The 26,043-nt window shown below is 57.6% G+C and carries 22 protein-coding genes; 15 read left to right on the top strand and 7 right to left on the bottom strand.

The window, feature by feature from the left end; genetic code table 11:
• Positions 1-257: 257 nt before the first annotated feature.
• The 14 genes from EKH79_RS11335 (at position 258) to EKH79_RS11270 (ending at position 13,376) form a co-directional block, all read left to right on the top strand.
• Positions 258-1,184, top strand: coding sequence for a chemotaxis protein (locus tag EKH79_RS11335; protein ID WP_126673941.1), 927 nt, complete (start codon positions 258-260; stop codon positions 1,182-1,184).
• Positions 1,185-1,366: 182 nt separating this feature from the next.
• Positions 1,367-1,789 carry a flagellar basal body rod protein FlgB gene (gene flgB / locus EKH79_RS11330; RefSeq protein ID WP_126673940.1) on the top strand — a complete coding sequence of 141 codons (423 nt, stop codon included), beginning with the start codon at positions 1,367-1,369 and terminating at the stop codon, positions 1,787-1,789.
• Entirely contained in the window at positions 1,789-2,220 is a 432-nt protein-coding gene (flgC, locus tag EKH79_RS11325; protein ID WP_126673939.1) for a flagellar basal body rod protein FlgC, read from the top strand. The genes flgB and flgC overlap by 1 nt, the downstream gene beginning before the upstream one ends.
• Positions 2,221-2,234: 14 nt before the next feature.
• Entirely contained in the window at positions 2,235-2,924 is a 690-nt protein-coding gene (locus tag EKH79_RS11320; protein ID WP_126673938.1) for a flagellar hook assembly protein FlgD, read from the top strand.
• Positions 2,925-2,967: 43 nt separating this feature from the next.
• Positions 2,968-4,191, top strand: a complete 1,224-nt coding sequence (locus EKH79_RS11315) for a flagellar hook protein FlgE (protein WP_126673937.1) — start codon at positions 2,968-2,970, stop codon at positions 4,189-4,191.
• Positions 4,192-4,197: 6 nt separating this feature from the next.
• On the top strand, positions 4,198-4,941 hold the full coding sequence (gene flgF, locus EKH79_RS11310; protein WP_126673936.1) for a flagellar basal-body rod protein FlgF: 744 nt from the start codon (positions 4,198-4,200) through the stop codon (positions 4,939-4,941).
• Between the two features lie 24 nt (positions 4,942-4,965).
• The gene (flgG, locus tag EKH79_RS11305; protein WP_126673935.1) at positions 4,966-5,751 is read left to right on the top strand and encodes a flagellar basal-body rod protein FlgG; all 786 of its coding nucleotides are present in this window, start codon (positions 4,966-4,968) and stop codon (positions 5,749-5,751) included.
• Positions 5,752-5,762: 11 nt separating this feature from the next.
• Positions 5,763-6,461, top strand: a complete 699-nt coding sequence (gene flgH, locus EKH79_RS11300) for a flagellar basal body L-ring protein FlgH (RefSeq protein ID WP_126673934.1) — start codon at positions 5,763-5,765, stop codon at positions 6,459-6,461.
• 166 nt (positions 6,462-6,627) lie between these two features.
• Positions 6,628-7,740, top strand: a complete 1,113-nt coding sequence (locus EKH79_RS11295; RefSeq protein ID WP_425478497.1) for a flagellar basal body P-ring protein FlgI — start codon at positions 6,628-6,630, stop codon at positions 7,738-7,740.
• 1 nt (position 7,741) lies between these two features.
• Positions 7,742-8,701: a flagellar assembly peptidoglycan hydrolase FlgJ gene (gene flgJ, locus EKH79_RS11290; protein ID WP_126673932.1), complete on the top strand. Its 960-nt coding sequence runs from the start codon at positions 7,742-7,744 to the stop codon at positions 8,699-8,701.
• Positions 8,702-8,752: 51 nt separating this feature from the next.
• Positions 8,753-10,648 (top strand): flagellar hook-associated protein FlgK, encoded by a 1,896-nt coding sequence (gene flgK / locus EKH79_RS11285; protein ID WP_126673931.1) that lies wholly within the window; start codon positions 8,753-8,755, stop codon positions 10,646-10,648.
• A 5-nt stretch (positions 10,649-10,653) separates the two neighbouring features.
• Positions 10,654-11,898, top strand: a complete 1,245-nt coding sequence (flgL, locus tag EKH79_RS11280; protein WP_233590288.1) for a flagellar hook-associated protein FlgL — start codon at positions 10,654-10,656, stop codon at positions 11,896-11,898.
• A gap of 39 nt (positions 11,899-11,937) precedes the next feature.
• Entirely contained in the window at positions 11,938-12,663 is a 726-nt protein-coding gene (locus tag EKH79_RS11275; protein WP_199754266.1) for a class I SAM-dependent methyltransferase, read from the top strand.
• Between the two features lie 152 nt (positions 12,664-12,815).
• Positions 12,816-13,376, top strand: coding sequence for an HD domain-containing protein (locus EKH79_RS11270; RefSeq protein ID WP_126673930.1), 561 nt, complete (start codon positions 12,816-12,818; stop codon positions 13,374-13,376).
• Between the two features lie 40 nt (positions 13,377-13,416).
• Here EKH79_RS11270 and EKH79_RS11265 read toward each other — a convergent pair whose 3' ends face one another.
• The 5 genes from EKH79_RS11265 to EKH79_RS11245 all read right to left on the bottom strand — a co-directional run bounded on the left by EKH79_RS11265 (position 13,417) and on the right by EKH79_RS11245 (position 18,332).
• The gene (locus EKH79_RS11265; RefSeq protein WP_126673929.1) at positions 13,417-14,334 is read right to left on the bottom strand and encodes a DUF5996 family protein; all 918 of its coding nucleotides are present in this window, start codon (positions 14,332-14,334) and stop codon (positions 13,417-13,419) included.
• A 104-nt stretch (positions 14,335-14,438) separates the two neighbouring features.
• Entirely contained in the window at positions 14,439-14,684 is a 246-nt protein-coding gene (locus tag EKH79_RS11260; RefSeq protein ID WP_126673928.1) for a hypothetical protein, read from the bottom strand.
• Positions 14,685-14,980: 296 nt separating this feature from the next.
• Entirely contained in the window at positions 14,981-15,619 is a 639-nt protein-coding gene (locus EKH79_RS11255) for a hypothetical protein (protein WP_126673927.1), read from the bottom strand.
• A gap of 14 nt (positions 15,620-15,633) precedes the next feature.
• Positions 15,634-16,056, bottom strand: coding sequence for a hypothetical protein (locus EKH79_RS11250; protein ID WP_126673926.1), 423 nt, complete (start codon positions 16,054-16,056; stop codon positions 15,634-15,636).
• Positions 16,057-16,520: 464 nt separating this feature from the next.
• Entirely contained in the window at positions 16,521-18,332 is a 1,812-nt protein-coding gene (locus tag EKH79_RS11245) for a tetratricopeptide repeat protein (RefSeq protein ID WP_126673925.1), read from the bottom strand.
• A 332-nt stretch (positions 18,333-18,664) separates the two neighbouring features.
• On the opposite strand from EKH79_RS11245, the gene EKH79_RS11240 reads away from it, so the two are divergent.
• Positions 18,665-20,503 (top strand): tetratricopeptide repeat protein, encoded by a 1,839-nt coding sequence (locus tag EKH79_RS11240; RefSeq protein WP_126673924.1) that lies wholly within the window; start codon positions 18,665-18,667, stop codon positions 20,501-20,503.
• Positions 20,504-20,558: 55 nt separating this feature from the next.
• Here the strand turns inward: EKH79_RS11240 and EKH79_RS11235 are convergent, their stop codons facing one another.
• Positions 20,559-20,753 (bottom strand): hypothetical protein, encoded by a 195-nt coding sequence (locus EKH79_RS11235; protein ID WP_126673923.1) that lies wholly within the window; start codon positions 20,751-20,753, stop codon positions 20,559-20,561.
• Entirely contained in the window at positions 20,738-25,738 is a 5,001-nt protein-coding gene (locus EKH79_RS11230) for a glycosyltransferase family 92 protein (RefSeq protein WP_126673922.1), read from the bottom strand. Before EKH79_RS11230 ends, EKH79_RS11235 begins: the two co-directional genes overlap by 16 nt.
• Between the last annotated feature and the right edge of the window lie 305 nt (positions 25,739-26,043).

The raw sequence follows: 26,043 nt of genomic DNA, 5'->3' as shown, positions 1-26,043 counted from the left end.
AATCGTCGGGAAGCGTCGGAACTTGAGGATGCAAGGCGTGTGCCATGGTCCGGACGGGCCTCAGTTCCCTCGCTCGTCATTCCGGCGCAGGCCGGAATCCAGTGGCGAAAGAGCCCCATCCATGCCCGGCACCTACATACGTTGTCGTTACTGGATTCCGGCCTGCGCCGGAATGACGAGCAAAAAGCAGAGGTCTCAAGTCGATGGGATGCCACGCCGATAGTGAAAGACCAACAGTTGTAAGCACGAGGAACACCATGACGGGTACGGCATTACTGGACAGCGTGGAAAGCCATACCCGGCTGGCCGGTCACAACCGTGTCGCCATGCTGTTGTTCCGGCTGGGTGAAAAGCAGCTGTTCGGCATCAACGTCTTCAAAGTGCGCGAAGTGTTGCGCAAGCCACCGCTCGAGCGCCTTCCCGGCATGCACGAACTGATGGCCGGAAGTTTCGACTATCGCGGCAAAACCATCCCGGTGATCGATCTGGCCGCCGCGATGGGTTATCCACCGCAGGCCAACGCCGAATCCGCCCATCTGCTGGTGACCGAATTCAGCTGCACCGTGCAGGGTTTCCTGGTGGCCGATTTCCAGCGCATCGCCCATTTCACGGGCGACACGCTCGAGGCGCCGTCCAGCGCCCTGGGCTTTGGCGGTCGTGTCAGCGCCGTCAGCCGTATCGACGGTCAATTGATGGCGGTCGTGGATGTGGAACAGATCCTCGCCAGCATTGAAGGCAGCGCCAAAGAAGTCTCGCACCATATTCAGCAGCAGGCCGAGCACCAGCATCTATCGCTGCTGCGCGTGATGGTGGTGGACGATTCGGTCATCGCGCGGCAGCGCATCACCGGTCTGTTCGAGCAGATGCAGGTGGAATGCGTGGTCTGCCAGGACGGCCGCGAAGCGCTGGAGCGGCTGCAGGCGATGCTCGAAAGCGGCGAACAGATGGTGTCGCTGGTGGTGTCGGATATCGAAATGCCACGTATGGACGGCTATGCGTTGACGCGCGCCATCCGCGAGACGCCTGCGCTGCGCAAACTCAAGGTGCTGTTGCACAGCTCTTTAAGTGGTGTGTTCAACGAAGCGCTGGTGCGCGACGTCGGCGCGGATCGCTTCATCGCAAAATTCCAGCCCGATCTTTTGGCGAAAACGGTGATGGAGTTGATGGCGCCGTCAACAAATTGACGGGCGACTCCCGGCAGGAGAGCCGTCGGGAATCCGTCCTTGCCGCGTCGGTATAACGTCGCGGCACATTGCGCTGCACACGCATGTGCGGCGTCAAATGGCCGCGCCATGCGGTTTTTCCCGCGTGGCATACAACTTGCTCATGACCCACTGCAAGCATTCAACGTTGCGGGGAATTCATCATGGGTATCGGCATCATTGGTTCAGCACTTGAGGACGTTTTCGGACTGAGCAGCCAGGCTCTCGGCCTTTGGCAGCAGCGTTCGGAAACCATTGCGTCCAACATCGCCAACGCAGACACGCCCAACTACAAGGCGCGTGATGTCGATTTTCGTGAAGCCCTGCAGAAGGCGAGTGGCGAGTCGTCCAATCTTCAGCTCGCTACACCCAGCGAAGGACAGATCGATTCCAGCACCACCACGTCGACCGATGATCTGAAGTATCGCGTGCCGACGCAGCCGAGCATGGACGGCAACACCGTCGATGCACAGGCCGAGCAATCCGCCTTCGCCAGCAACATGGTGCATTACCAGGCGAGCCTCAGCTTCATCAATAGCTCGATTCAGACGCTGCGCCTGGCCATCAATGGTGGAGGGCAAAGCTGATGTCATTGATGAAGATCTTCGACACGGCCGGTTCCGGCATGTCGGCCGAATCGCTGCGACTCAACACCGTCGCCAGCAACCTCGCCAACGCCGACAGCGTCAGCAGCAGTCCCGACGCCGCATACAAGGCGAAAGAACTGATGTTTGCGCCGACGCAGGATAGCGACGGCGGTATCGGCACGCAGAACACGAACGGCGTGAACAACGGCGTGCGCATGGTCGGCGTGACGGAAAGCCAGTCGCCGGTGGAGTCGCATTACGAGCCGGGCAATCCGATGGCGGACGAGAACGGCTACGTCTACGGCAGCAACGTCAATCCCATCGATGAACTGGTGAACATGATTTCCGCATCACGTTCGTATCAGAACAACGTCGAAGTCATGAACACCACCAAGCAGCTGATGATCAAGACGATCGATCTTGGCAGCTAATCCGGAGCTCTTTTATGTCAGCCGTAGGTAGCAGCACCAACACATCTTCCGTCAGCGGGCTCAGCCTTACCGGCAGCACGGTGACGAGCGCGCCGTCCTCGGGCGCGACCATGACGCAATCGGATTTCCTGCAACTGCTCACCACGCAGCTGCAGGACCAGGATCCGACACAACCGATGGACAACTCGCAGATGGCCGCGGAACTCGCGCAGTTTGCAACCTTGTCCACCGATCAGAACATCGACAGCACGCTGAACACCATGAACAGCAACATGACCAGCAACGCGCAGACCTCGCAGGTGCTCAATGCATCCAATCTGGTCGGCAAGCAGGTGCTGGTGCCGTCGAGCACGCTCGATTACACGGGCACTGCGGTGAATGGCGCCGTGAATGTTTCGACCGCCGGCGACGTCGTGGTGAACATCACTGATAGCAGCGGCAACCTCGTCAACTCCATCGACCTGGGCGACCAGCAAGCAGGCCTCGCGCAGTTCAGCTGGAACGGTACGGATAGCAACGGCAATGCCGTCGCCAATGGCGTTTACAACATTTCGGCCAACAACGGCGGTGGCACGGCCGCATTGGATACCTATGCATCCGGCGCGGTGACAGGTGTCGGCTACGGCGGCAGCAGCACGGGTACGTATGTGCAAGTAGCGGGCGTCGGTGGCGTACCGCTGAGTCAAGTGGCACAGATCAACTGACGTCGGCGACATCGACCGACATCGCACTCCTGAGGAATAACGCATGGCTCTCAATCAAGCACTCAGCGGCATCAATGCAGCCGAAGACCAACTGAATGTCATCTCCAACAACATCGCCAACGCAGGCACGGTCGGCTTCAAGGGATCGACCGCGCAGTTCGCCGAAGTGTATGCCGTCACCGGCCTCAATCTGAGTTCGTCGACCGTGGGTAGCGGTGCCGAGCTGACGGATGTCGAACAGCAATTCACGCAGGGCGACCTGGAAACCACCAACGGCAGCCTGGACATGGCGATCAGCGGCAACGGTTTCTTCGTCGTCAACAACGGCAGCGGCAATCAGTACACCCGCGACGGCGCGTTCCAGGAGAACGCCAACGGTTTTGTGACCACCGCCAGCGGTGCGTATTTGCAAGTCTATCCGCCGACCACGGCGGGTGGCTTCAATACCAGCACGCTCACCAACCTTCAGCTCAACACGGCACAGAGCGCGGCGACGCCGACCAGCACGATCAACGCAAACTCGAATCTCGATGCTGAAGACACGGTACCTACCGATCCGTTCAGCACCACCGACACGAACAGCTACAACAACGCATCGACGTTCAGCGTGTACGACTCGCAGGGCGGTACGCACAGCGCGACGGTTTACTACGTCAAGACCGGCAACAACACCTGGAACGCCAATCTCTATATCGATGGCAACAGCGCAGGTACCGCCACGATGACGTTCAACAGCGCCGGTGCGCTGGTGACGCCCGCCAATGGCGACCTCAGCTTCACGCCGACGCAGCCGACCAACGGCGCCACGTTCCCCAGTCCGATGACGATGAACGTCACCAACACGACGCAGTTCGGTACGGCGTATGCGCCGGGCACGTTCAATCAGAACGGCTTCGCAGCAGGTGTGTTGCAAAACGTTGAAATCGGAACAGACGGCATCGTCACGGCAATCTATTCCAACAACCAGACCACGCAGCTCGGTCAGATTGCTGTTGCCAACTTCTCCAACCAGCAGGGTTTGCAGCAGGTCGGCAACAACGACTGGGTGGCGACGCAATCGTCGGGCCAAGCCGTCATGGGTACGGCCAGCACGGGTCAGTTCGGCGATATCGAACAGGGTCAGCTGGAAACGTCCAACACGTCCGACACCACCGCGCAGCTGGTGAACATGATCCAGGCACAGCAGGACTACGAAGCCAATTCGCAGATGCTGGGCACGGTCAGTTCGCTCGACCAGGCGCTGTTCTCCGCGGTCGATCGCAGCTGATAAGCCATGGACCGTTCCGTCTACATCGCCATGACCGGTGCCACGCAGACGATGCGTGCGCAGGACGCCGTCAGCCACAACCTGGCCAACGCATCCACCGTCGGTTTCAAAAGCGAGCTCAGCGCTTTCCAGAGCGTGCCCGTGCTCGGCCCCGGTGCGAATACGCGCATCAACGCCGTGGCACAGGGCATTGGGCAGGACGAAACGCAAGGTGCGATCCAGCACACCGGCAGTCCATTGGATGTTGCAGTGAACGGACCGGGCTGGATCGCGGTGCAATCACCGGATGGCGGCGAAGCGTACACGCGTGCCGGCAATTTGCAGATCGATGCAGACGGCAATCTGCTCGATTCGCGCGGCAATCCGGTGATGGGCGATGGCGGTCCGCTCACCATTCCCCAAAGCTCGCAAATCACCATCGGTAAAGACGGCACGATTTCCACCGTGCCGATGGGTCAGGGCCCCAGCACGATTGCCGCGGTCGGAAAACTCAAGCTGGTCAATCCCGATCCCACGCAGATGTCCGAGGGCGCCGATGGCCTGATGCACATGAACGATGGCAGCGATGCCGATGCGGACGACACCGTTACGGTGACATCCGGCGCGCTCGAGGCCAGCAACGTCAATCCATCGTCCGAGCTGGTGAAGATGATTTCGCTGTCTCGCCAATACGAAATGCAAGTGCGTTCGATCAAGACCGCTGAAGACGATGCGGACGACAGCACCAAACTTCTGCAGACCGCTAGCTAACGCGTAAACGAACGGAGCAAAGCCATGTTTTCTTCACTCTGGATTGCCAAGACCGGCCTCGATGCGCAGCAGACGCAGATGGACGTGATCTCCAACAACCTGGCCAACGCCAGCACCACGGGTTTCAAAGCGTCGCGTGCGTCGTTCCAGGACCTGATGTATCAGAACGAAGGCCAGCCCGGCAGCCAGACCACCGAGCAGACGCAATCGCCGTCGGGCTTGTTGCTTGGCACCGGTGTGAAAGTGGTCGGCAGCGAAAAACTGTTTACGCAAGGTGCGGTGACGCAAACCGGCAACTCGCTCGATCTCGCCGTGAACGGCAACGGTTTTCTGCAGGTAAGTTTGCCCGACGGCACCGTGGCCTACACGCGCGACGGTTCGCTGCATGAAGATTCCACCGGTCAGCTCGTGACAGCGGATGGTTATCCGCTGGTTCCATCGATCACGCTGCCGGCCAACGTCAACAACGTCACCATTGGCACCGACGGCACCGTCAGCGTGACCAGCAACGGCTCCACCACGCCCACGACGGTCGGCACGATCCAGCTTGCCAACTTCATCAATCCGGCGGGCATGCAGGCCATGGGACAGAACCTTTACCTGGAGACCGAATCCAGCGGCGCAGCCCAGACCGGACAACCCGGTATCAACGGCATGGGCACGATTGCGCAGGGCTCGCTGGAATCCTCCAACACCAACACGGTGGAAGAGATGGTCAACATGATCGAAGCCCAACGAACCTACGAGATGAACTCCAAGTCGATCAGTGCCGTCGACGACATGTTGCAGTTCGTCATCAACAAGACCTGAGTAGTAACGTCATGGCTATATCAACTCTGTACGTACGTATTGCAGGCGCATCGTTGCTGCTGGCGGTGCTTGCAGGTTGCGGCAGCATCGGTGAGCGTCAGAAGCAGGAAGACGCCGAGTGGGCCGCGACCGCGCCGGTCGAGCAACAGAAAGCGCCGCCGCCGGATGGTTCGATTTATCACGACATGCAGAACCTGGAACTGTTCAACGATCCGCGCGCGCATCGTGTCGGCGACATTCTGACCATTAACCTGGTCGAGGCAATGCAGGCCAGCAAGAAGTCCGAAACGACCACCGCCAAGACCGACAAGAACACGATCAACGCGCCGGAAGTGCTGGGTCATACGCTGAGCGTGAAGGGCGGCAACACGGCCGATTCCAATTTGAACTCCGCCAACAGTTTCGATGGCGCGGGTAGCAGCACGCAGAGCAATCAGCTGACGGGTGAGTTCACCGTCACCGTGTCGCAGCGGCTTTCCAACGGCAATCTGATGGTGCGTGGCGAGAAGTGGCTGACGATCAATCAAGGTCAGGAGTTGATTCGTCTTTCCGGGATTGTGCGTCCTGAAGATATCGAGCAGGACAATTCGGTCGATTCCACGCGTGTGGCGGATGCGCGTATTACCTATACCGGTCGTGGCGTACTCAACAGTGCCAACCAGCAAGGCTGGCTGGCACGGTTCTTTAATTCGAAGTGGATGCCTTACTGATTTGAACTCCCTCTCCCCGCCGGGGAGAGGGTTGGGGTGAGGGGACAACCTCGCGAACCACTCCATTTTCCGAGTACAATGTATGCAGCTTTTTCATCGCAAAAAAAATGAGTTGGGAGGCAAGACTGGCCCCTCACCCCAACCCTCTCCCCGGCGGGGAGAGGGAGTGAATGTTGCGGCCATCGTTGCATTGCTTGTGTCGCTCTGCGGTTTCATCCCCAACACCGCACACGCCGACAAAATCCGCGACCTCGTGCAAGTCGCCGGCGTGCGCAGCAATCAACTCGTCGGTTACGGCCTGGTCGTCGGTCTCGATGGCACCGGCGACCAAACCACGCAGGCGCCGTTCACCACACAAAGCCTGGAGAACATGCTCAAGCAGTTTGGTGTGTCGTTGCCGGCTACCGGTACTGCGCCGCAGCTGAAAGACGTCGCCGCCGTGACCATCACGGCCAGTCTCCCGCCTTTTGCAAAGCCAGGTCAGGCGATCGACGTGACCGTGGCTTCGATCGGTAACGCGAAGAGCTTGCGCGGTGGTGAATTGTTGATGACGCCACTTCGCGGCGCAGATGGCAGCGTGTATGCCGTGGCGCAGGGCAGTGTCGTGGTCGGCGGCGTCAGTGCATCGGGCAAGAGCGGATCGAGCGTGCAGATCAATATTTCTGCCAGCGGCCGCATTCCCAACGGCGCATCGGTCGAACGCACGGTCGCCTCGTCGTTCTCCAATCCGGGCGATCTCGTGTTGAATCTCAACACGGCCGATTACACGACCGCCAGCCACATTGCCGATGCGATCAATCATCTTTACGGCGCCGGTACCGCACATCCGCTGGATGGCGGTTCGGTGTCGGTGCGTGGCCCGGCTGATCCCAGCGAAAAAGTCGCATGGCTTGGTGCGATCGAATCGATGGATGTCGATCCGGGCGATGCGCCCGCGCGCGTGATCGTCAATTCGCGCACCGGTACTGTCGTGATCGGTTCGGATGTGCGCGTGAGCGCTGCGGCGGTCGCGCACGGTTCGATCCAGGTCACCATCAGCGAACAACCGCAAGTCAGCCAGCCGGCACCTTTCAGCAATGGTCAGACGACGGTGGTGCCGAATAGCGCTGTGTCGATCAACCAGACCGGCGGGCACATGTTCAAGTTCGGCCCGGGCGTGAGTCTGGATTCCATTGTGCGCGCCGTGAATCAAGTCGGTGCGACGCCGACGGATCTGATCTCCATTCTCGAAGCGCTGAAACAAGCCGGTGCCTTGCACGCGGATCTGGTGGTGATCTGACATGGCCGATATCGGCAACGCCGCTGCCAAAAGCTTAAGTACCTGGACAGACTTGTCCGGGTTCAGCGCGTTGCGTCATCAGGCCGAGGCCGATCAGGGCGGCACGCTGCCCGCTGTCGCCAAGCAGTTCGAAGCGATGTTTACGCAAATGCTTTTGAAATCGATGCGCGATGCCAATTTCGGCGATCCGCTCTTTGAAAGTCAGGCTGGCGATCAATGGCAAGACATGTACGACCAGCAGTTGTCGCTCAATCTCTCGCAACACGGTAAAGGCTTAGGCATTGCCGATTTGCTGGTTCGTCAGCTCGGCGGTCATAACAGCAATCAGGCTGGCGATGGCAAGACGGCCGGCGTCGATCCCAGCACCACGGGTCTTGTCGATAACTGGAAGCAGCGCCTGTATCGCATTGCCGACGACGCACGTTCCGCCGGCCGCTCAGCGATGGCATCGATTCCAGCCGATGCAGAAGCCTTCGTGCGCGAACTCGCGCCGCAGGCAACCGTCGTGGCGAAGGAACTGGGTCTTTCCTTGCGTACCGTGCTGGCGCAGGCCGCGCTGGAAACGCAGTGGGGCAAGCACATGCCCACGCATTCGGACGGCTCCAGCAGCTTTAATCTCTTTGGCATCAAGGCCGGCGGCGGTTGGGGCGGTTCACGCGTGAATGTGCCCACGGTGGAATACGAAGGCGGTATTGCCGTGCGCAAGCAGGCGCAGTTCCGCTCCTACAAATCCACCGCGGACTCCCTGGCCGACTATGCCGACCTGATCGGCAAAGACCCCCGTTACTCGCGCGCCCTGGGCCGCGGCGACGATGTGCTGGGCTACGCCAAGGCCTTGATCGAAGGCGGTTACGCCACCGACCCCGACTACGCGGGCAAGGTCGCGGCCATCGCCAACAGTTCCATGATGCGCGACGCCTTGGACGCGCTCAAGAAAACCACTTTCCTGCCGACACCGTGAGCGTACCCATGAGGATCGTGCGCACTCGGCTTTGCTATTGAGGATGGCTCCATGTCCAGCTTGCTCAACATAGGCATTTCCGGTTTGAATGCCGCTCAGGTTGCGCTGGCCACGGTCAGCAACAACATTGCCAACGCCAGCACCAGCGGCTACAGCGAAGAACGCGTCGATCAGGTCGAAACCATCGGCGGCGAAAGCAACAGCCAATACACCATCGGCAGCGGTGTCGATGTGGTCGCTGTGCAGCGCGCCTACAGCCAATTCCTGACGACTGCCCTGTGGAGCAGCAACAGCAATCTTCAGGCTGCCACCACCACCAGCAATTTGACCAGCACGCTCAACAGCGCGTTCAGTGGCAGCGGCAATCTGCAGACTGCGCTCGATAATCTATACAGTGGCTTCAGCAGCGTCGCGAACTCACCCAGTTCCTCTTCAGTGCGGCAATCGGTGTTGGGCGATGCATCATCGCTGACCAGCGTCTACAACACGCTCGGACAACAGCTCAGCCAGCAGTCGTCGCAGGTCAATCAGCAGATCGGCGATACCGTCACCAGCATCAACGGTCTGACGTCGCAGATCGCGACATTGAACCAGCAGATCCTGGCGTCGGGCAGCAATAGCAATCCAAACAGTTTGCTCGACCAGCGAGACCAGCTAATTCAGCAGCTGGCCGGATTCACAGGCATTTCGACGGCGACTGACAGCAACGGCTCGATCGCCGTGTATACAAGCTCGGGCGATACCCTGGTCAGCGGCGCACAGTCGTATGCGTTGGCCTCAGGTCCCAATCAATACGATCCGGGCAGCACCGACGTCTTCGACACATCAGGCAACGACATCACGTCGCAGTTGTCGGGCGGAAGCCTCGGTGCATTGGTCAGTTATCGCAACACGGTGTTGGAGCCTGCGCAGAACGCATTGGGTCAATCGGCGATCGCATTGGCATCCAGCGTCAACGCACAGCAGGCCGATGGCCTGAATCTCAACGGGCAACAAGGGCAGGCGATTTTCAGCGTTGGCTCACCCGACGTGCTGCCTTCCAGCACCAATGCCGGTAGCGCGAGTGTCAGCGCTTCGATCAGCGATGTCTCGCAGCTCACCACATCCGATTACATTCTTCGCTACACCGGTTCGGGCACGGGTACCAATGGTTGGAGTCTGAGCACCACCACCGGACAAAGCGTGGCGTTGACGGCTAACTCCAATGGCTCGTTGTCGGCCGATGGCCTGACACTCAACGTGTCAGGCACCGCACAAACCGGCGACAGCTACGAGATCGAACCGACGCGCAACGCATCAACGTCGTTGACGGTAAGCATGACCGATCCCAATGGCATCGCTGCAGCCGCAGCGCTGGCCGGCACCGCGGCGACGGCAAACACCGGCACGGCGACGGTGAGTTCGGTAAGCGTCACCAACTCCAGCAACGCCAATCTGCTCTCCGGCGCGACTGTCACCTTTGGTGCGGGTGGCGCATACACGATTACCGATGGCGCCGGAAACACCACGACCGGCACGTATACCTCTGGCCAACCGATCACTGCAGACGGCTGGAGTCTTAGCTTGAGCGGTACGCCCGCGAGCGGCGATAGCTTCACGGTTGCCGCGAATACCAACGGCCTCAACAGCAACGCCAATGCGTTGGCGCTGGCAGGGCTCGCCGATAGCGGCGTGTTGGACGGCGGCAAAACCTCGGTGGTGGACAGCTACTCGAACCTCACCACACAAGTGGGCGACGCGGGTAGTCTGGCCACCAGCGACCTGACGACGCAGACCAATCTCTACAACGAGGCCGCGAGCAATCAGCAAAGCCTCGCTGGCGTGAACCTCAACACCGAGGCGGCCAGCCTCGTGCAATACCAGCAGGCCTACCAGGCTTCGGCCCAGGTGATTTCGACGGCACAGCAGCTGTTCACCAGCCTGATCACTGCAATAGAGGACGGCTAATAATCATGATCAGCATCTCCACCAGCTGGATGTATCAGCAACAGGTCAACACCATGCTCAGTCAGCAGGACGCGCTGTCGCAGACCGAGAACGAGGTGAGTACCGGCAATGCCATCAACGTGCCGTCCGACAATCCGATCGGCGCCGCGCAGATCGTGGGTTTGAATCACATCCTGGCCGAGAACACCGAATACACCAACAACATCACCAGCGCCAACACGCGTCTGTCCACGGAGTCGAGCACGCTCAGCAGCGTTAGCAATCTGCTCAACAGCGTGAATGATCTGGGTTTGAGTTCGATCAACGGCGCGTTGTCGAGCAGCGATCTCAGCAACATCGCCACCGAGCTTACGCAGTACCGCAATCAGCTCGTGCAGTATTCCAACACCACCGATGCCAACGGCAATGCGCTGTTTGCCGGTACCAGTACTACCACCACGCCTTTTGTGATGAACAGCAGCACCGGCCAGGTCACCTACGCCGGTAACAATCAACAATCGTTTGTGTCGATCGGGCAGGGGCTGCAGGTCGCCAATGGCGATTCCGGTAGTTCGCTCTTCATGAATCTGCCAGCCGGCAACGGCACCTTCGTTGCGAGTGCGGGTACCAGCAACACGGGAACGCTAGTCGTAGGTGCCAACAGCGTGACGGATACTGCCGCTTACCAAGCTGCTACAGCGTCCGGTCCGTTGAACGACACGATTACTTTCGGCACCAACGGTACGTATAGCGTGACGGATGCCGCCGGCAACCCCGTCACCGACAGCAGCGGCAATCCGATCACCGGCACGTACACGGCTGGCGGCAGCATCAGCTTCGACGGCATGTCTCTCGCCTTGAGCGGCACGCCTGCTGCGGGCGATACGGTCAACATCCAATCCGATACGTCATCGAACACGCAAGACGTATTCACCACGCTCAACAACATGATCAACGCTTTGCAGGGCGGCCAAACCGGCGCTGCGCTCACCAACACCATGAACCAGCAGCTGGAAGCGCTCGGCCAGGCCATGAGCAGCGTATCCAGTACCACGGTAGCCGTCGGCAGCCGCCTGGATACATTGCAACAGCAGCAGAGCAGCTATTCCGACCTGGGCGTGACGTATCAAACAGCACTAACGGATGTGCAGAACGTCGACATCACCACCGCCATCAGCAACCTATCGTTGCAATCGACGGCGCTGCAGGCATCGCAGCAAGTGTTCGCGAAAGTGCAGGGCACCAGCCTGTTCAATTACCTGCAAGGCTGATCCAGAACACACACGCATCGAAAGATAAGAAGGTCCACCATGCTGCGCCAGATCGTCAAAGACTACGAGGTGATCGATCCGATCATCGGTTCCACGCTGCTTCCCGGCGGCGAATCCGCTTCACCGAAAGAGTTGATCTTCCACATCCTGAAAGACAACGCCGCCAAGGTCGAAGTGCTCGACATCGGTTTTGGCAAAGGCGGCCTGGGTGAGATGCTCAAGGCCAATGCCGCCACGACGCATTGGTCGGTGGATGGCGTGGATGGTTTCGAGGGCAGTTGCAACAACCCGGAAATGTTCGCGCGCGAGATCTATCGCAACGTGTGGCACGGCATGGCGCAAAGCATTCCCTCCGATCGCCTGGCCAAGTACGACATCATCTGCCTGCTGGACGTGATCGAGCATCTCACCGCCGAAACCGCGAAGTGGTTGCTGCGCACACTGCTTACCAGCATGGGCGAACATTCATTTCTGTTCATCAGCACGCCGCTGTGGTTCTACCCGCAACACAGCCAGCAGAGCGGCGATCTGGAAGAACATCTCATCGGCGTGCCCGCCACATCGATGATGGCGTTGATACCGATGATGTACGCCGTGAACCATCCGCTGATTGGCGGTTTCGTACTCGGCAAGCGCAGCCTCGAATTCGTCGAATTCTTCCAGCCGACCACCGACAAGAGTTTTTCGTTTCAGCGAGGCTCGTTGCTGGCAAGTGCCGTGAATTGCCAGACGGTGCCGGGCAGGTTCATTACGCTGAAGCAATAAGCGATGGATCGGGCGCGCTAGACAAGGCCGCCCGGTCGTCTAGACATCCGCGCACTAGCCGACATCCAAGGCTCATTAACTATCCGTCTTCAACCGGTCAACAGACGATGCAACCATCGTCTGCCAGACACGGTTCGCTACGGAGCACGCTAATGACCCACGCCAAACACGTCGACCAATTGCTGGACTTGCTGTCGGCGCAAGGAAAAGAAGCGTATTTCGGCGAACCCGTCTCCGTGCTCGAACATTGCTTGCAATGCGCGCATTTCGCTGAGCAGTCTCAAGCCAGTCCGGCGACGATAGCCGCCGCGTTATTGCACGACATCGGTCATGTGTTGCACGGCTTGCCCGAAGACATCGCGCAACACGGCGTAGACGGCGCACACGAAAACGTTGCGGCGGCGTATCTGGCGCAATGGTTTGGCGAAGACGTTACCGAAACGGTGCGCCTGCACGTCTCGGCCAAGCGTTACCTCTGCGCAACTGATCCGACCTATCTCGCACGGTTGTCACCATCGTCCGTCGAAAGCCTGCACATCCAGGGCGGCCCGATGAGTGACGAAGAAGTCGCAGCATTCGAAGCGCTGCCGAATGCCAGCGTCGCAGTGCAACTCCGCCGCTGGGACGATGAAGCCAAGATCCCAACATTGGATGTGCCGGGACTGGAGCACTATCGCCCTGTTCTTCTTCAGGCATCCACAGGGCGACCCTAGAAACGACTCTGCCCTTTTTGGCCAATCAATGAAAAAGGCGCTAAATCGGCTTTCCAGTCCCCATGAGACTGCGTTCCCATCCTGCACACTTTGCACCGGCCTCGTAGGCGGATTGGAAAAACGTCAACAGATCGCCGTCGGGATTTTTCGACTTACGCAAGTCGTCGTAATCGAAAACGAACTCTCTCTGGTTTGAATCCCATCGCGAGCCCGGCGGGCTGATTCGTGCGTTTTCGATTCCCGCAGGTTGCGGATGCGTGAAGGAATAGAACGCCGCGTGGGGATAAGCGGCTGTGCCGGACCACCATCCCATCTCGATAAGTTCCGCATTCATCGCATTACGCCGGATGTAGTCGGCATTCGCACCGGGTGAGGCGGGCTTGCCGTTGTAAAGCGTACAGCGGATGTCCATCGTTCCCCACATAAGACCTATAGGCTGCGTTTTAGCCAGGAATCTTCCTTGGAAGGTTTGCAACACACGCTGTGTGCTTAGAAGGATTCGCCACCAATGGTTGACCCATGCCAGTTCATAGGCGCGTGGCTCTTTGTCCTGATTAAAAGGAATGGGGTTGGATACTTCTTGTGGGTTCAAGTTAATGGAAACGTCGACACCCGCCGCATGGAGAAGATCAAAAAGAGACGCCACAAACTCCGCGACAGACATCGAGGCCAATTTAAAGTTGCCCGCAAAGCCTGCGCTGGTAATGCACTCGACCTTGTGCGAGATCAAATCGACACGAACTTCATACGCGCCACCAGCGTACGGAATTGGACCTGTTGTCAAACCTTGCGCATTCACGCATAGAACCACTCCGGCCCATTGCGGCTGAAAGGGTTCTTGCAGCTTTAACTTGCCGATGGCCTGCAGGCCCATCTGAAGAAAATACTGAGTAGCCGCAAAATCTGCATAAGGAAGCGGCGGCCATGGATCGGCAAAGGTATTGCTCGGGATTGGCATGGCAGTATCCCCATCGATAGGGCGAAAGGCCAATTGAAAATGATGGAAAAGGACTTCCGGGCGCAATGCTTCGATAGCCCCGCTTGATAGGTGTCAGTGGCGGCTTAGGGTTGTCCCCCTTGTTCCTGCCAAGTCTTGAACTTCGCACACATCTCAGGCGTCCATCGCGCTTCGCCGCTGGACTTTGGCGGCATGCTACCGCTGGATACGGTTTCATATATGGCTTTTGCGTGCTTGAACACGCTGTCCCGGTCGCTAAGGTCCATCGCCCTTTTCATGTGATCGACGTCCATATCGGTGAACATGGGACGGATGTCTTTGGCAAAGCTGAGTGTCGCTGGTGCAGACATGTTTGTTCTCCGGTCAGAGTCAAAAGTCGTGCAGCTTTGGGGTGAGGTATGTCCGCTCCGGTCGGAGGCGGATTCCGGCCACTTTAGAGACTTGGACATGATGAATATGTTTTCTATACGGAAATTACTCATCAAAAACAAAGAAGGTCAGAACCCCTTTCGACTAGTCAATTTGGCGGTCGCTGGTAGCTATGCAAAGTGGAAAAGGGCTCTGACCCCTTTTTCCGGCGATATTCCTCATTGCGCGCGATCGAATTGAGCGACCAACGGGTAACAAAATCCGTTTGTGTCTTGTTCTAAATCTTGCCGTCGAACATTGCCAACATCATGATGATTAGGTCCGCGTCACCCACGAAATCGCCCACGGGCTTATTTCGGTCGTGATCCCTTGAAATCCTGACGCCGCCCCATTCCACCACCGCACCATCTTTTCCCCTGTCCCACGCAATTTTCCCTCCGTGGGAATACGAATTGCGTAACACCTTGGCCAGTGGCCATAGTCCATCACTACACTTTTTCCAACCAGGCGGCGAAGATTCGAACAGCTCGACAAACACCGGCCATATAGAACGCTGCAACCACTGCCGATGCTGGTCGGACCAAATACTCTGTGCAATTGGGTTGCGACCCCAGTGAATGGCAATGTGCGCGTAGGTGGGAGATCGCCTTTCTAGCGCAAGGTGAACAGGGCCGAAAACGGGAATACGAATCGTATAGTCCAGTCCTTTGCAACTCAGACCAACGTAGTCACCTTCCTTTACATTCGCGTCCCTGAGCTTGCTGATAGCCAAGCTCATAGCGCATACGCACATGCAAATGTGCATAAATCCATCAAAAGCGGGATGATCTGGGAAAATCATATAGTTTTCATCTCCCGGTCGATCGTCACCACCGATTTCGAGTGCACCACTTACTTCGCGAAAATTGAGAGACATAGGCCACATTCAACTTAATGATGAAGTGCGGCAATACCAGCTACGGCAGACGCAATAGCAGCCACTGCCGAAATAATCGCTACAAGAAGGCCTATTCGCCCAAGTTTGAGTCCGAGCTCACCAATTTTCATGCTTGCGACGCCGATATTCTCACTTTCTTTCGACGTTTCAATCTGCGTCTGAACCTGAGCTTCTGAAAGCATTGCATCGAGTACAACGCGGACTAGCTCACGTATGAAAGAAATATCGCTATCGTGAAAGAGCCCGGGGTTATCCAAAATTAAATAAGTCTCCGCAAGTGTGCTCACGTCCGGACGCTCCTCCCTTAAAACCTCCATTAGGCGCTCACCATAGCTGTGCTGACGAAAGCCACGCAGCTTGTCATGAATCTTCCCCTTCAAAGCAAGAGCCTTCCCTCCCGGTTGTTTCAGAAGCATGCGCGGACTCCCTTATGTATTTCGAGTTTTCATGTTGAGCGTGTTCCTCAAGGACTGCAAGATATGCCTCAAAGGCAAACACCCGCACTTGGCGGGCGTTTGAAAGATGCGAATCAACGACAATCACTGATTCTGAAAAGAAGGCACACCAAACCTAAGTGTGCACCGGCGGATGCGTATGCCTGTATATGGCATAGGCGATACCGCCGACGCCCGTCAATGTGGCAGGAAAATACAGCGCGAAAAAAGGGGTCCGGAGAAAAGGGGGCGGAGGTAGTTAAATACGCCTCAGTGCAGCAACAGGGGTGATCAAGGCGAGACCCGCGAGACAAGAGGGACGCGTTAGCCATTTGCTTAACTACCTCCGTCCCCTTTTTTCCCTCCGTCCCTTTTTTCGCGCCTCCGTCACCTATTCGGCTTACCAGCTTTGAATGTTTTGAGACGCCCACGCCTCACTTAGTACATCACTTCAATACAGGACTCGTTTGAATCCGCTTCAACCAGTTCTCGAATATGCTGCGCCGTTCCTTGCGACCATCGGGCGGTGTAACGGAAATCGCGACATCTTCTGCATCGTTCGCCTCGTCAAGCCGGCCCTGTTTCGCCAGCGCCATTGCAAGCAGCTGTTGCGACATAGGGTCGAGGTTATCGATGCCTATCGCTTCGCGGGCGCTTTTTTCGGCTTGAATTGCATCGCCTTGCAGAAGTTCTAATTCTCCGCGCAATGTGAGGTAAAAACGGTACATAATCTTGTCATCGTGTAGCTTCGGGGAATCCTCTATCTGGTCCAGATAGAACGCTGCATGGTCCAGTCTGTTCTCATTGATCGCCAGAAACGCCGCGTTAAGCATGCAGTTTTCGCACGGCACTTTATCGGCTACGACCTTATTGATGACGCTCCAAGCTTTGTCGTTGTAGCCGAGATCGATATAGCTTCCGATAAGCCCGTCTTCGACTTCGATCGAGTCCGGGTATTGGGAGAAAGCCCACTGCCATAGATTCAATGGCGTTGACCAAAGCGGAATCGTCACACGCACATTCATGGCACCAACGGCAAGCCATAACGCCGCTGCTATAACGCCCGATAGAGAAGCGATGCGTTGCAGCTTGGCCGGAATCGGGATCGACCGCAATGTTGCGGGAAGCCACGCACACGCCATCGCGAGGGCGAGCATGGCGTAACGCTCGTGGTACAGGCTTTGATCGAAACCTATCGGCAGAATATGGACAACAGGCAATAACGCAACCGTGACTGCCATGATCAAGCCACCGACGTATAACCGGCGCAGCATGCATAGAATGCCGGACGCGAGAATGCATAACGTCAAGGCGATGTTGAAAATCGACGATGGGGTAACGCCTAGAAATAGAGCGATCGGCAGCGGATGCACTGGGCTCATTCCGTCCATCGGCCAGAAGAGCATGTGCCAATAACGCAGATATAGAAAGCTCACTTCTTGCAGATGTGCAAAGGGAGGAAAGCCTTCACCGTTGTGTGTGGGCACTAACGTGCCCAATGCCATGTTTCGCAACGCTAAGTAAAAAATACCCGCAGCAAGCACAGATGCATAAACAACCCAATGAAGCCTCAGTTGTTGTCTGAGCTGTGCAGCCGTTCCCTTGCATCGGGCGACATCGGGGCTGAACCAGTCGGAGAGCAGCATGAGCAAGGGAAAAGTTATTGCCGTTTCTTTCGAGCATGCCGCCAGAAAAAAGCAAAAGGCGACGGACGGTGCGCGCACCCACATCCGCTTTAACCCGGCATTCAATACAAGCCCGAGCAATATGAAAAGTGTGACGGCCAGGTCGAATTGACAACCGATCCACGTGATGGGTTCGATCAATAACGGATGGAGTCCATACAGCAACATGGGCAAGATCGCTATGTGCCATTGTTGTGCGCTCGATGTTTTGTCGGCACTCAAGATTTTCGCGTAGACACCTACCAGTACCATGTTGATCACGTGCAGCGCTATCGACACGCCATGCATTGGGCCTGGTCTCACATCGAAGATGCGGACCTCCAGCGTAAAGAGCGCGACAACGAGCGGCCGAAAGTAGGAGGTCCAGTTGTTGAAGCCATGCACGACGTAGCGCGACCAGTCGTTGCCATGGCTCAACCATGCGACCTGACGAAAATCGAGCAGATCGTCCCAGACGAAACTCGCGCGCAGATTCGGCCAATAAACAAAGGTCACCAAAAGCGCCGCGCCTAAAGCCAGCAGGAAGAAGCTGAATATGCTGCCACGGCTGGTGGCACCCTCATTAATATTCAAAGCAGTCACCCCTGTCGAACGTCGATCCTATTCGACCATCATACTGACAAACGTCGATCACCAGGGCTGACCGATGGTTTTGGAAGCGCAGTCCCAATGAGGAAAGGAGTAACCCATTACGGTTCCTCGATGGCCCATCTCGTCTTTGTGTTTGTTTGCATACGGCAGGTGCCACGAGTGTCGTGGTCGAAGCAACTATGGCGACAGATACTTAGCCGCTTTGCTTGCTCCCGCATCACATATCGGTAAATAGGCGGGTTCCAGCTGCGTTTCCGATCGAGCCTTCGGGCTAAGATACTCTGGCGTCGCACGCCAATAAGGGGGCCTTCACTTTGAACGTTTCAGCGTTTACCGCAACAAGTGATAGAAAGCCAGTCCTATATTTAGCGGCGCTGTCCGTCATCGCTATCGTCACCGTCACGTATTGGCCTGTCCTTCATGCCGGTTTTGTCTGGGATGACGTGATCGACTTCCAGAATAAGGCGTGGCTCACCCAGGGTAACGCGTGGGAACACTTTATCTGGAAAGATTTCAACAACTGGGTCAATTACTTTCGGCCACTTGTCATTGGTCTGTTTACGATCCAGCTACGGCTGTTTGGCGTGCAGCCTGGACCGATGCACGCGGTATCGCTTGTCATCCATCTGATCAATACCCTGCTTGTGGGTGTGTTGGCCTGGCGCCTGTCCGTCGACAAATGGCCTGAACACAGACGATGGCTGGTATTGGCGATACCCATGTTGGTCTATGGACTGCATCCTGTCCTGATCGAGCCAGTGGCGTGGATCGGATGCCAGTTCGATCTTGTCGCCACGTTCTTCATGCTGCTTGGGTTGACGCTGAATATCACGGTCAGGCGAGCGTGGGCTCGCGCCTTCTGCGTGGCTCTCTGCTTTTTTCTCGCTGCGTGTTCCAAGGAATCTGGCGCCGTCTTCCCGTTGATGCTCGTGGTCTTTGATTGGGTTGTGCTCGACGTTCCCCGTAATGTCCCTATGCACTCGCAACTAAAGGCATTGCTGAGGAAAAACGCGCTTACTTATGTGGGGGTATTTGCTGCAGGTATTGCATATCTCGCTTTGCGCCATTGGGCATTAGGTGGTCTGGCACTCCAGGGAAACCAAGACGCATCGCCGGCTTTTGCGCGTTTGCAGGAGACGAGCTATCTATATCTGCGCTACTGGCAGATGATTCTTTGGCCGAACAGCGGCATGAGTCCGGTGCATCCCGTGCCTTTGCAGCAATTCGTTGTCGTCAATGCGCATTCCATCTTGGAGGTTGCGGCAACATTAGGAATCGCTTTGGTTGGTGTCGTATGCGCCTTGAGGCGCCTCGTGATCGGCAGCGTTGTACTTATCGTCACGTTTTCGTTGCTTCCTGTTTTGCATATCGTTGCAGCGAATCTTGACTCCAGCCTTTATCACGAGCGCTATGCCATGACCGGGCTGGCTATGGTGTGTGTGCTATTTCCGCTCGTTCTGCGCCAGTTGCCGAAAATCAAAAATATCGCTCGTGTCATCTCCCTGGCTGCAAATGTCGTACTTCTATTCTGGTTGGCAATGTCGATCATGAGCATTCGTATGACATTGCCGCTTTGGTCAAACGAAGCAAGTTTGTGGCAATGGGCGTTGCATGACCATCCGGACGACGCTGTTGCCAATGCCGAATTGATATCCGTTTACTCCGGCGCGGGTGACAGGGCCAGAGCGTGGCCGCTCATCGACAGTGTCGTTGCTAAAAACTTGCAATGCACGTATTGCATGCTCAATGCGGCAGTGCTTGCCATCAATGAGCGCGACGCGCAACGTGCCGCGTTCTTCCTCGACAAAGTCCAGAACGCTCCAGACTTGCACGGCTTGAAGATGACGTATATCGCATATCTGGATGAGCGCGGCGCACTGTTGTTGCTTCAGAACAATCCGCCGGCCGCAGAAAGTGCGACCCGCGAGGCGATATCGCTGGACAATCTTTATCCGGAGCCTCAATTGATACTCGCCGCCGCGCTGGCAAGGGAAGGGAGAGTTGCCGAGGCTAGAGAGATCGGTGACGCCGCGCTACAGCTTATTCCGCCCCAGCAGCGTGAGCAAAAGCAGCGCATGCTGGAAAGGTTGTATGCCTATGGCGCCCATGTTTCCTCGAATCAGCAGTCAACCCAGTCAGGCGCACATCCGTGAGTTGAGGCGGGTGACGGCGACGATGTGTGAGTCGGGGATCACACATCGTCGTTATTCAGTGAAGCACTTCTTCCCACGACGTCCGATAACTGGTCCGGGAAAACGAGCGAGGCGTGCGCGAGAGGCTTCGTGTCTTGCGCACGATAATCTCATTCGACGCCGGCTTCTGCCGCAACCACAGACAAAGCAATCCCGGAAATTCCGACGCCGCGGGTTCGATGGTGTAACGGCGGTTTAGTTTGGAAGCCATGCCGACCTCCAATCGATGAGCTTTTCTTCGGTGAGCATCCAGTCGCGGCTTACCGAGTCGCGCAACGCGTCGCCCATCTTTGCAGTGGCGTCGAGATCCTCGATGTGCATGCGGATGGCGTTGGTCCATTCCTTGTAGCGATTCTTTACGCGCGTCACGGGCAGATCGTTCTGGTAGCACACGATGTCGGTGGCGATCACCGGGAAGCCGCACGCGCCGTATTCGAGCAGGCGCAGGTTGCTCTTGCATTCGTTGAAGGCATTTTCTTCAAGTGGTGCAAGGGCGAGGTCGAGGTTCAGCGATGCGAGTTTGCGCGGGTATTCTTCGATGGGTACGCCGGAATGGAATTCATGGACATACGGACGTAGTTTGTCGGGGCACATGCCGAGGAAGACCCATTCCACTTCGTCGGCGAGGTCGCGCACGACATCGGCGATCAATTCGAGATCGCCGCGGTGGCTTGAGCCACCACCCCAACCAACGCGGGGTTTGCGACCAGTGCGGCGCTGGCTTTTCGGCAGGTCGCCCCACCAATCCGTCGGCAGCCGGTTGAGCACGACGCGGATGTCGGAGTGGAAACCCTTGAATTGTTCGGCCAACGCATCGGTCGACACCACAAAACGATCGACAGTGGATAGTGAGCGCCGCAGTGACTTCACGATGTCTTTCGGCATCAATCCATGGAAGTGGCTCTTCACCGGAATCTGATGGATCAGGTCGTCCAGCTCGAAGACCTTGAAGGCCTTTGTGAAATCGCGATAACTCTCCAGCAACTTCACCTGTGCATCCGTAACCTGACGTTGCAGCACCAGCGACGTGGGCTGGAAACGTTCCATCGCGACGGGCGATAGGTGCACGCCAGCGATCATGCCCTCGACCAGGCCGTTGCGTTGCATGGAAGAAAACGGCTGCACGATGCGGTAGTGTCCGCAGCCATGCGAATCGGCGGCGACACAAAACATGCGTGGCAGCAACGGTTGGCTGAAGGGCTGCCAGCCTTTGCCGCGATTCGGGTCGAGTTCAAAACCGACGCCATCGAGACTGAGGTTCATGCTGTAAGCCGGATCGCGCGCAAGCTGCCCCAGCCATTTGCGGTACATCGCGCCTTGTTCGCCCTGGAAGCGTTTCTGCTTGGCTTCCTGTGCGGTCTTGTCGACCTTGCTCTGACTGACACTGCCCACGTGCATCAGCCGCGCGTAAGGTGTCCACACGGTGAGATAGCCGGCCTTGTGTACTTTGAGACACAAGTCGACGTCGTTGTAGGACACCTTGAAGTCTTGTTCGTCGAGTCCGCCCACCTGGTCGTAGACCGATTTGCGAATCATCAAGCAGGCCGCGGTGACTGCGGTGTAATTCTGATCCACGCGCAGACGGTGCATGTAACCATCCGATTCCATCGGCTGACCGATGAAAGGATGATCGGCCGGCCCGCGCAGACCCAGCACCACACCGCCGTGCTGAATGCGTCCGTCCGGGTAATGCAGCTTGGCGCCGACGATGCCCACTTCCGGACGTTGCGCGTGGTTGAGTAGCGCTTCGATCCAGTCGCCGTGCAGTACGGCGGTGTCGTTGTTGAGCAGAATCAAATATTCGCCGCGCGCTTGTTTCGCGGCAAAGTTATTGATGGCCGAGTAGTTGAACGGATGCGGATAGCGCAACAGGCGCAGCTGATGGCTGTTGAGGCGTTCGATGCCATCCAGATACGCGCGTGCCGCCGGTTCTTCGGTGTTGTTGTCGACGATCAGCAACTCGTAATTCAGATAAGTCGTTTTCGACAGCAGACTGTCGAGCAACCCGTTGAGAATGGGGAGCTGGTCCTTGGTCGGTACGATGATGGAGACGAGCGGTTTCCGCTCATGCTGGTACACCACGCGATTGAAGCCGGGCAGCGCACCCGGTTCCATCGTATGCGGCACGCCCATGCGTTGCAGATGCTGGGAGACGATGGCGGCGCTATTTGTCTTTGCCGTATCCGACGCCAACCAGTGCACGTAGGGCAGTGCAGCGCGATACATCACTTCGCCAATATGCCCGATCGCTTGCAGTCCGTCGGTTTCCAGCAGGCGGAAGAGCAGGTCGTAGCCGGCCAGGTCGCCGTAGTTTTCGCTCAGGCCGCCCAGTGCAAGGCAGCGTTCCCGGTTGAAGGCCAGTGCGCGGCCTGCGTAGGGGTAACTGCGCAGCATGTCGAGATTGATATCGGGTTTGAAGATCGGACTTTCGAACGTGCCGCGCGTATGCGTGTCTTCGTCGAAATAGATTGCGCGCAGATGGGATTGGGTGGCGATGCGTTCGGCAAGTAACAACAAAGTGGCCGGATGCAATATGTCGCCTGCATAGGCGAGCTGGATCCAATCCGCGTTGCTGGTGGCAATGGCCTTGTTCAAACGCTCCTGCAATCGATCTTCGCCGGAGATGACGCTCAGCTGATGATGCGGGTAATGCTGCGCAACGATGCTTTCCTGCGTAAACGACACGGCTTCCGCTTCATCAGCCGCATCGATCAGCATCACATGGATGCGCGGCGCGCCCGATTGCTCGATGCGTTGCATCGCCTGTGCAATGGCGATCTCGCTGAGTTGATGTTGTGCCTGCCAGTGCTTGTATTGATCCGATGGTGGCGGTGGAACCAGCCATGCCGGCAGCACTTTGAGGTGACGGTCGGTGCGGTTCCAGCAGTCGCCTTCGTAAATCTCACGCGCAAACGATTCATTGATGTTGCGGCCGTGCCCGATCCACTCAGCGGAAGCATCGATCAACAGTCGCTTGCACAGCCACGTTACGCGCTCCAGCGGCGAGGTGATGCCAAGCAGGTTCTCGAACCCGCTTTCATAGGCGATCTGCCACAGGCCGACGTAAACGGGAATCTGCTTCTCGATCGGTTGGCGTGCGCGCCATTCGCCAGCGTGGAAACTCAGTCCGCCATCGGCATCGACGTAGATGTTTGCGGGTAGTGCGTCCAGCCATTCGGCCGGAATCTTGTCGTCTTCGTCAGCTTGTGCATAGACCAGCGCACCCCATTTGCGCAGCAGTGCGATCATGCGATCAGTACGGCGTTCGTGGATGGCTCGGCGAACCTCGACCAGCAAGGAACGTCCTTGCGGATACACACGAGGCGTCAGTACCTGTTCGAAGCCGGTGGTGTTCCAGTACTGATCGTCCAGTAGTTTGTGCGGCACGACCTGGATGGCGTCGCCGTCCAGAACGTAATCGGTAATGGTGTCGAGCGCAGGAACGCGGTTGTCCACGTAGCTTTGGGCAAGTACGTCGGCGCGCAAGGGCGAAGGAACGCCTTCACGCCGCGCGACCAGCAACAGGCCCGGTGCATATTGACCAAGCGTGCCGGCTTCCTGATGCCTTTGCCATTGCGTGGCTTCGTTGCCGGCATCGCGCAGTAGCGGGCGTTGCGCGATCAGTTCGTCGGCGCGCAGTTCCGGTGCCGTGGTGAGCGCCCGATCGGAGACAAGCAATTCGGGAAGCCGCGCGTCGGGAAACGCGAGTTGCGTGTCGATCTGCGTCAGTTCGGATGCGCGCAACGCTGCTTCGAGCTGACTACGAGTGAGTAATGCGCGATTGTCCGGTTCGGCGAGACGGTTGCTGGTCGATACCAGCAACACACCGGTTGGCTTCAATGCGGTTGCAGCTACGGCGATGGTTTCGCGCAATGCGTCGCCGCGCGGCCATGCTTCGGCATAGTCGTGATCGAAGTTGACGCAAACGACATCGTAGTCCGGGCGCAGCTCAAGTTCGCGCACGCTCGCCTGAAAAACGCGGGCTTTGGGCTGTTCGCGCAAACGCGCTGCGGCCACGCGTGCCCAATGCGGGGCGAATTCGATGGCATCGACGCTGCAGCCTCGTTCGATCCACGCCTGTGTGAGCACGCCGCCGCCGCAACCGATTTCCAGCACGCGGCTCTCGGTGGCCATTCCGTCAAAGATATGCAGCGGATTGGCGCGGCGCGGGGACAAATGCAGTGCACTGGTACGGCTGTGGATTTCCTTGAGCAATGCCGCCGAATACAGACTGGTATCGGTGGTTTGATGCATAAGGTCAAACAGACGCGTTGCCGTCGTGTGGATCGCTTTATGCGCTGGGCGCTCGCGCAGTGGCGAGTGATGGACGCCTTCGTCATTGCGCACAAACGTATCCAGCGACCACTTTGGCGGCAACACGCCAAGCTGTGCGATGACGCGCAACACGGTGTCGTCATGAACCTCGTTGAGGATCGTTTCGTGATGCAGGAACTCGATCCAGTCACGCTCGCCGAGGCCGTCGGCCATGCCTTTGCCGAACTTGAACCGGCATTCGTCTTCCGACTTGCTCCAATAGTGATTGATGCGCAGGTGTTCCACCGACACTTTGTCGGTGAATGAGCCGGTGATCGGTTGCTTGGTCTCGTCGACCGCGCGTGCATCATCGGCGTACAGCATGTAGTGCGGGTTGGCGACGCTGCGTACCTTGGACGGCTGGACAATGCTCTTGATGTGCGAGTTTTCCGAGCGATAGCTGCCGTCCGGCAAACGCAGATTCTTGTAAGGCAGTCCCGCATTGAGCTGCCCGCGGCGCATGAAGTTTTCGAGCACGCCGCCTTTGGGTTTGTGCTTGTGGCCGCCCGAACCGAACATCACCCAGTTGATGCCGATGCCGGGATATTCGGCGTAGTCGGCCAGCACATCGGGCAGCAGTTTGGCCTTGGGCGAGAACAGGAATTCGTCAATGTCGATAAAGGCGAGCCAGTCGGTCTCGCTGCCGTGGGTTTTCAGGCAATGCTCGTAGACGTGGAGCTGGGCGTGCTGTTGTGGCCACTCGTGCAGGACCACCGCGCCCGATTCGATATGTGTCTGCAGCGCGTCGAGATAACGATCGGAGCTGTTGTTGTTGTAGAGGTAGAACCGCTCTACGCCCATCAACTGATGGAATTCGACCCATTCGCGTATATACGCAGCTTCGTCCTTGAAGATCGCACAGATCGCAAGCACACAACGCATTTGTCTTCCTCGTCTTTATCGATGTGGCGCGGGTGCGGGCGTCGGAATTCCGACGCTTGCCGGCGTCCGCGCCGGATATACGAGGTAAGGAGCAATGTTGGTGCCAACGCGTTTGGCTTCTTCCGGTGTGGAACAAGGGGAGGTTGGAGGGGGTAGCTCTCCTTATATATATGCAGGGCTTGACCCCACCCCGACCCTCCCCTGCTGCACGCAGGGGAGGGGGAAGTGCGTGCGTGTTCGAGCTACGCGATTGGCTCCTCCCCCTGTGGAACAGGGGGAGGTTGGGAGGGGGTGGCTCTTCTTAT

This window comes from Dyella dinghuensis, assembly GCF_003977615.1.
Classification (GTDB): Bacteria; Pseudomonadota; Gammaproteobacteria; order Xanthomonadales; family Rhodanobacteraceae; genus Dyella_B; species Dyella_B dinghuensis.
Note: the sequence above shows the minus strand (reverse complement) of the source record. Positions and strands in the feature narration are given on the sequence as shown.

Excerpts from the sequence above, each read along its gene's own strand:
- EKH79_RS11335 (WP_126673941.1), top strand. The coding sequence starts at position 258 with ATGACGGGTACGGCATTACTGGACAGCGTGGAAAGCCATACCCGGCTG.
- flgB (WP_126673940.1), top strand. The coding sequence starts at position 1,367 with ATGGGTATCGGCATCATTGGTTCAGCACTTGAGGACGTTTTCGGACTG.
- flgC (WP_126673939.1), top strand. The coding sequence starts at position 1,789 with ATGTCATTGATGAAGATCTTCGACACGGCCGGTTCCGGCATGTCGGCC.
- EKH79_RS11320 (WP_126673938.1), top strand. The coding sequence starts at position 2,235 with ATGTCAGCCGTAGGTAGCAGCACCAACACATCTTCCGTCAGCGGGCTC.
- EKH79_RS11315 (WP_126673937.1), top strand. The coding sequence starts at position 2,968 with ATGGCTCTCAATCAAGCACTCAGCGGCATCAATGCAGCCGAAGACCAA.
- flgF (WP_126673936.1), top strand. The coding sequence starts at position 4,198 with ATGGACCGTTCCGTCTACATCGCCATGACCGGTGCCACGCAGACGATG.
- flgG (WP_126673935.1), top strand. The coding sequence starts at position 4,966 with ATGTTTTCTTCACTCTGGATTGCCAAGACCGGCCTCGATGCGCAGCAG.
- flgH (WP_126673934.1), top strand. The coding sequence starts at position 5,763 with ATGGCTATATCAACTCTGTACGTACGTATTGCAGGCGCATCGTTGCTG.
- flgJ (WP_126673932.1), top strand. The coding sequence starts at position 7,742 with ATGGCCGATATCGGCAACGCCGCTGCCAAAAGCTTAAGTACCTGGACA.
- flgK (WP_126673931.1), top strand. The coding sequence starts at position 8,753 with ATGTCCAGCTTGCTCAACATAGGCATTTCCGGTTTGAATGCCGCTCAG.
- flgL (WP_233590288.1), top strand. The coding sequence starts at position 10,654 with ATGATCAGCATCTCCACCAGCTGGATGTATCAGCAACAGGTCAACACC.
- EKH79_RS11275 (WP_199754266.1), top strand. The coding sequence starts at position 11,938 with ATGCTGCGCCAGATCGTCAAAGACTACGAGGTGATCGATCCGATCATC.
- EKH79_RS11270 (WP_126673930.1), top strand. The coding sequence starts at position 12,816 with ATGACCCACGCCAAACACGTCGACCAATTGCTGGACTTGCTGTCGGCG.
- EKH79_RS11265 (WP_126673929.1), bottom strand. The coding sequence starts at position 14,334 with ATGCCAATCCCGAGCAATACCTTTGCCGATCCATGGCCGCCGCTTCCT.
- EKH79_RS11260 (WP_126673928.1), bottom strand. The coding sequence starts at position 14,684 with ATGTCTGCACCAGCGACACTCAGCTTTGCCAAAGACATCCGTCCCATG.
- EKH79_RS11255 (WP_126673927.1), bottom strand. The coding sequence starts at position 15,619 with ATGTCTCTCAATTTTCGCGAAGTAAGTGGTGCACTCGAAATCGGTGGT.
- EKH79_RS11250 (WP_126673926.1), bottom strand. The coding sequence starts at position 16,056 with ATGCTTCTGAAACAACCGGGAGGGAAGGCTCTTGCTTTGAAGGGGAAG.
- EKH79_RS11235 (WP_126673923.1), bottom strand. The coding sequence starts at position 20,753 with ATGGCTTCCAAACTAAACCGCCGTTACACCATCGAACCCGCGGCGTCG.
- EKH79_RS11230 (WP_126673922.1), bottom strand. The coding sequence starts at position 25,738 with ATGCGTTGTGTGCTTGCGATCTGTGCGATCTTCAAGGACGAAGCTGCG.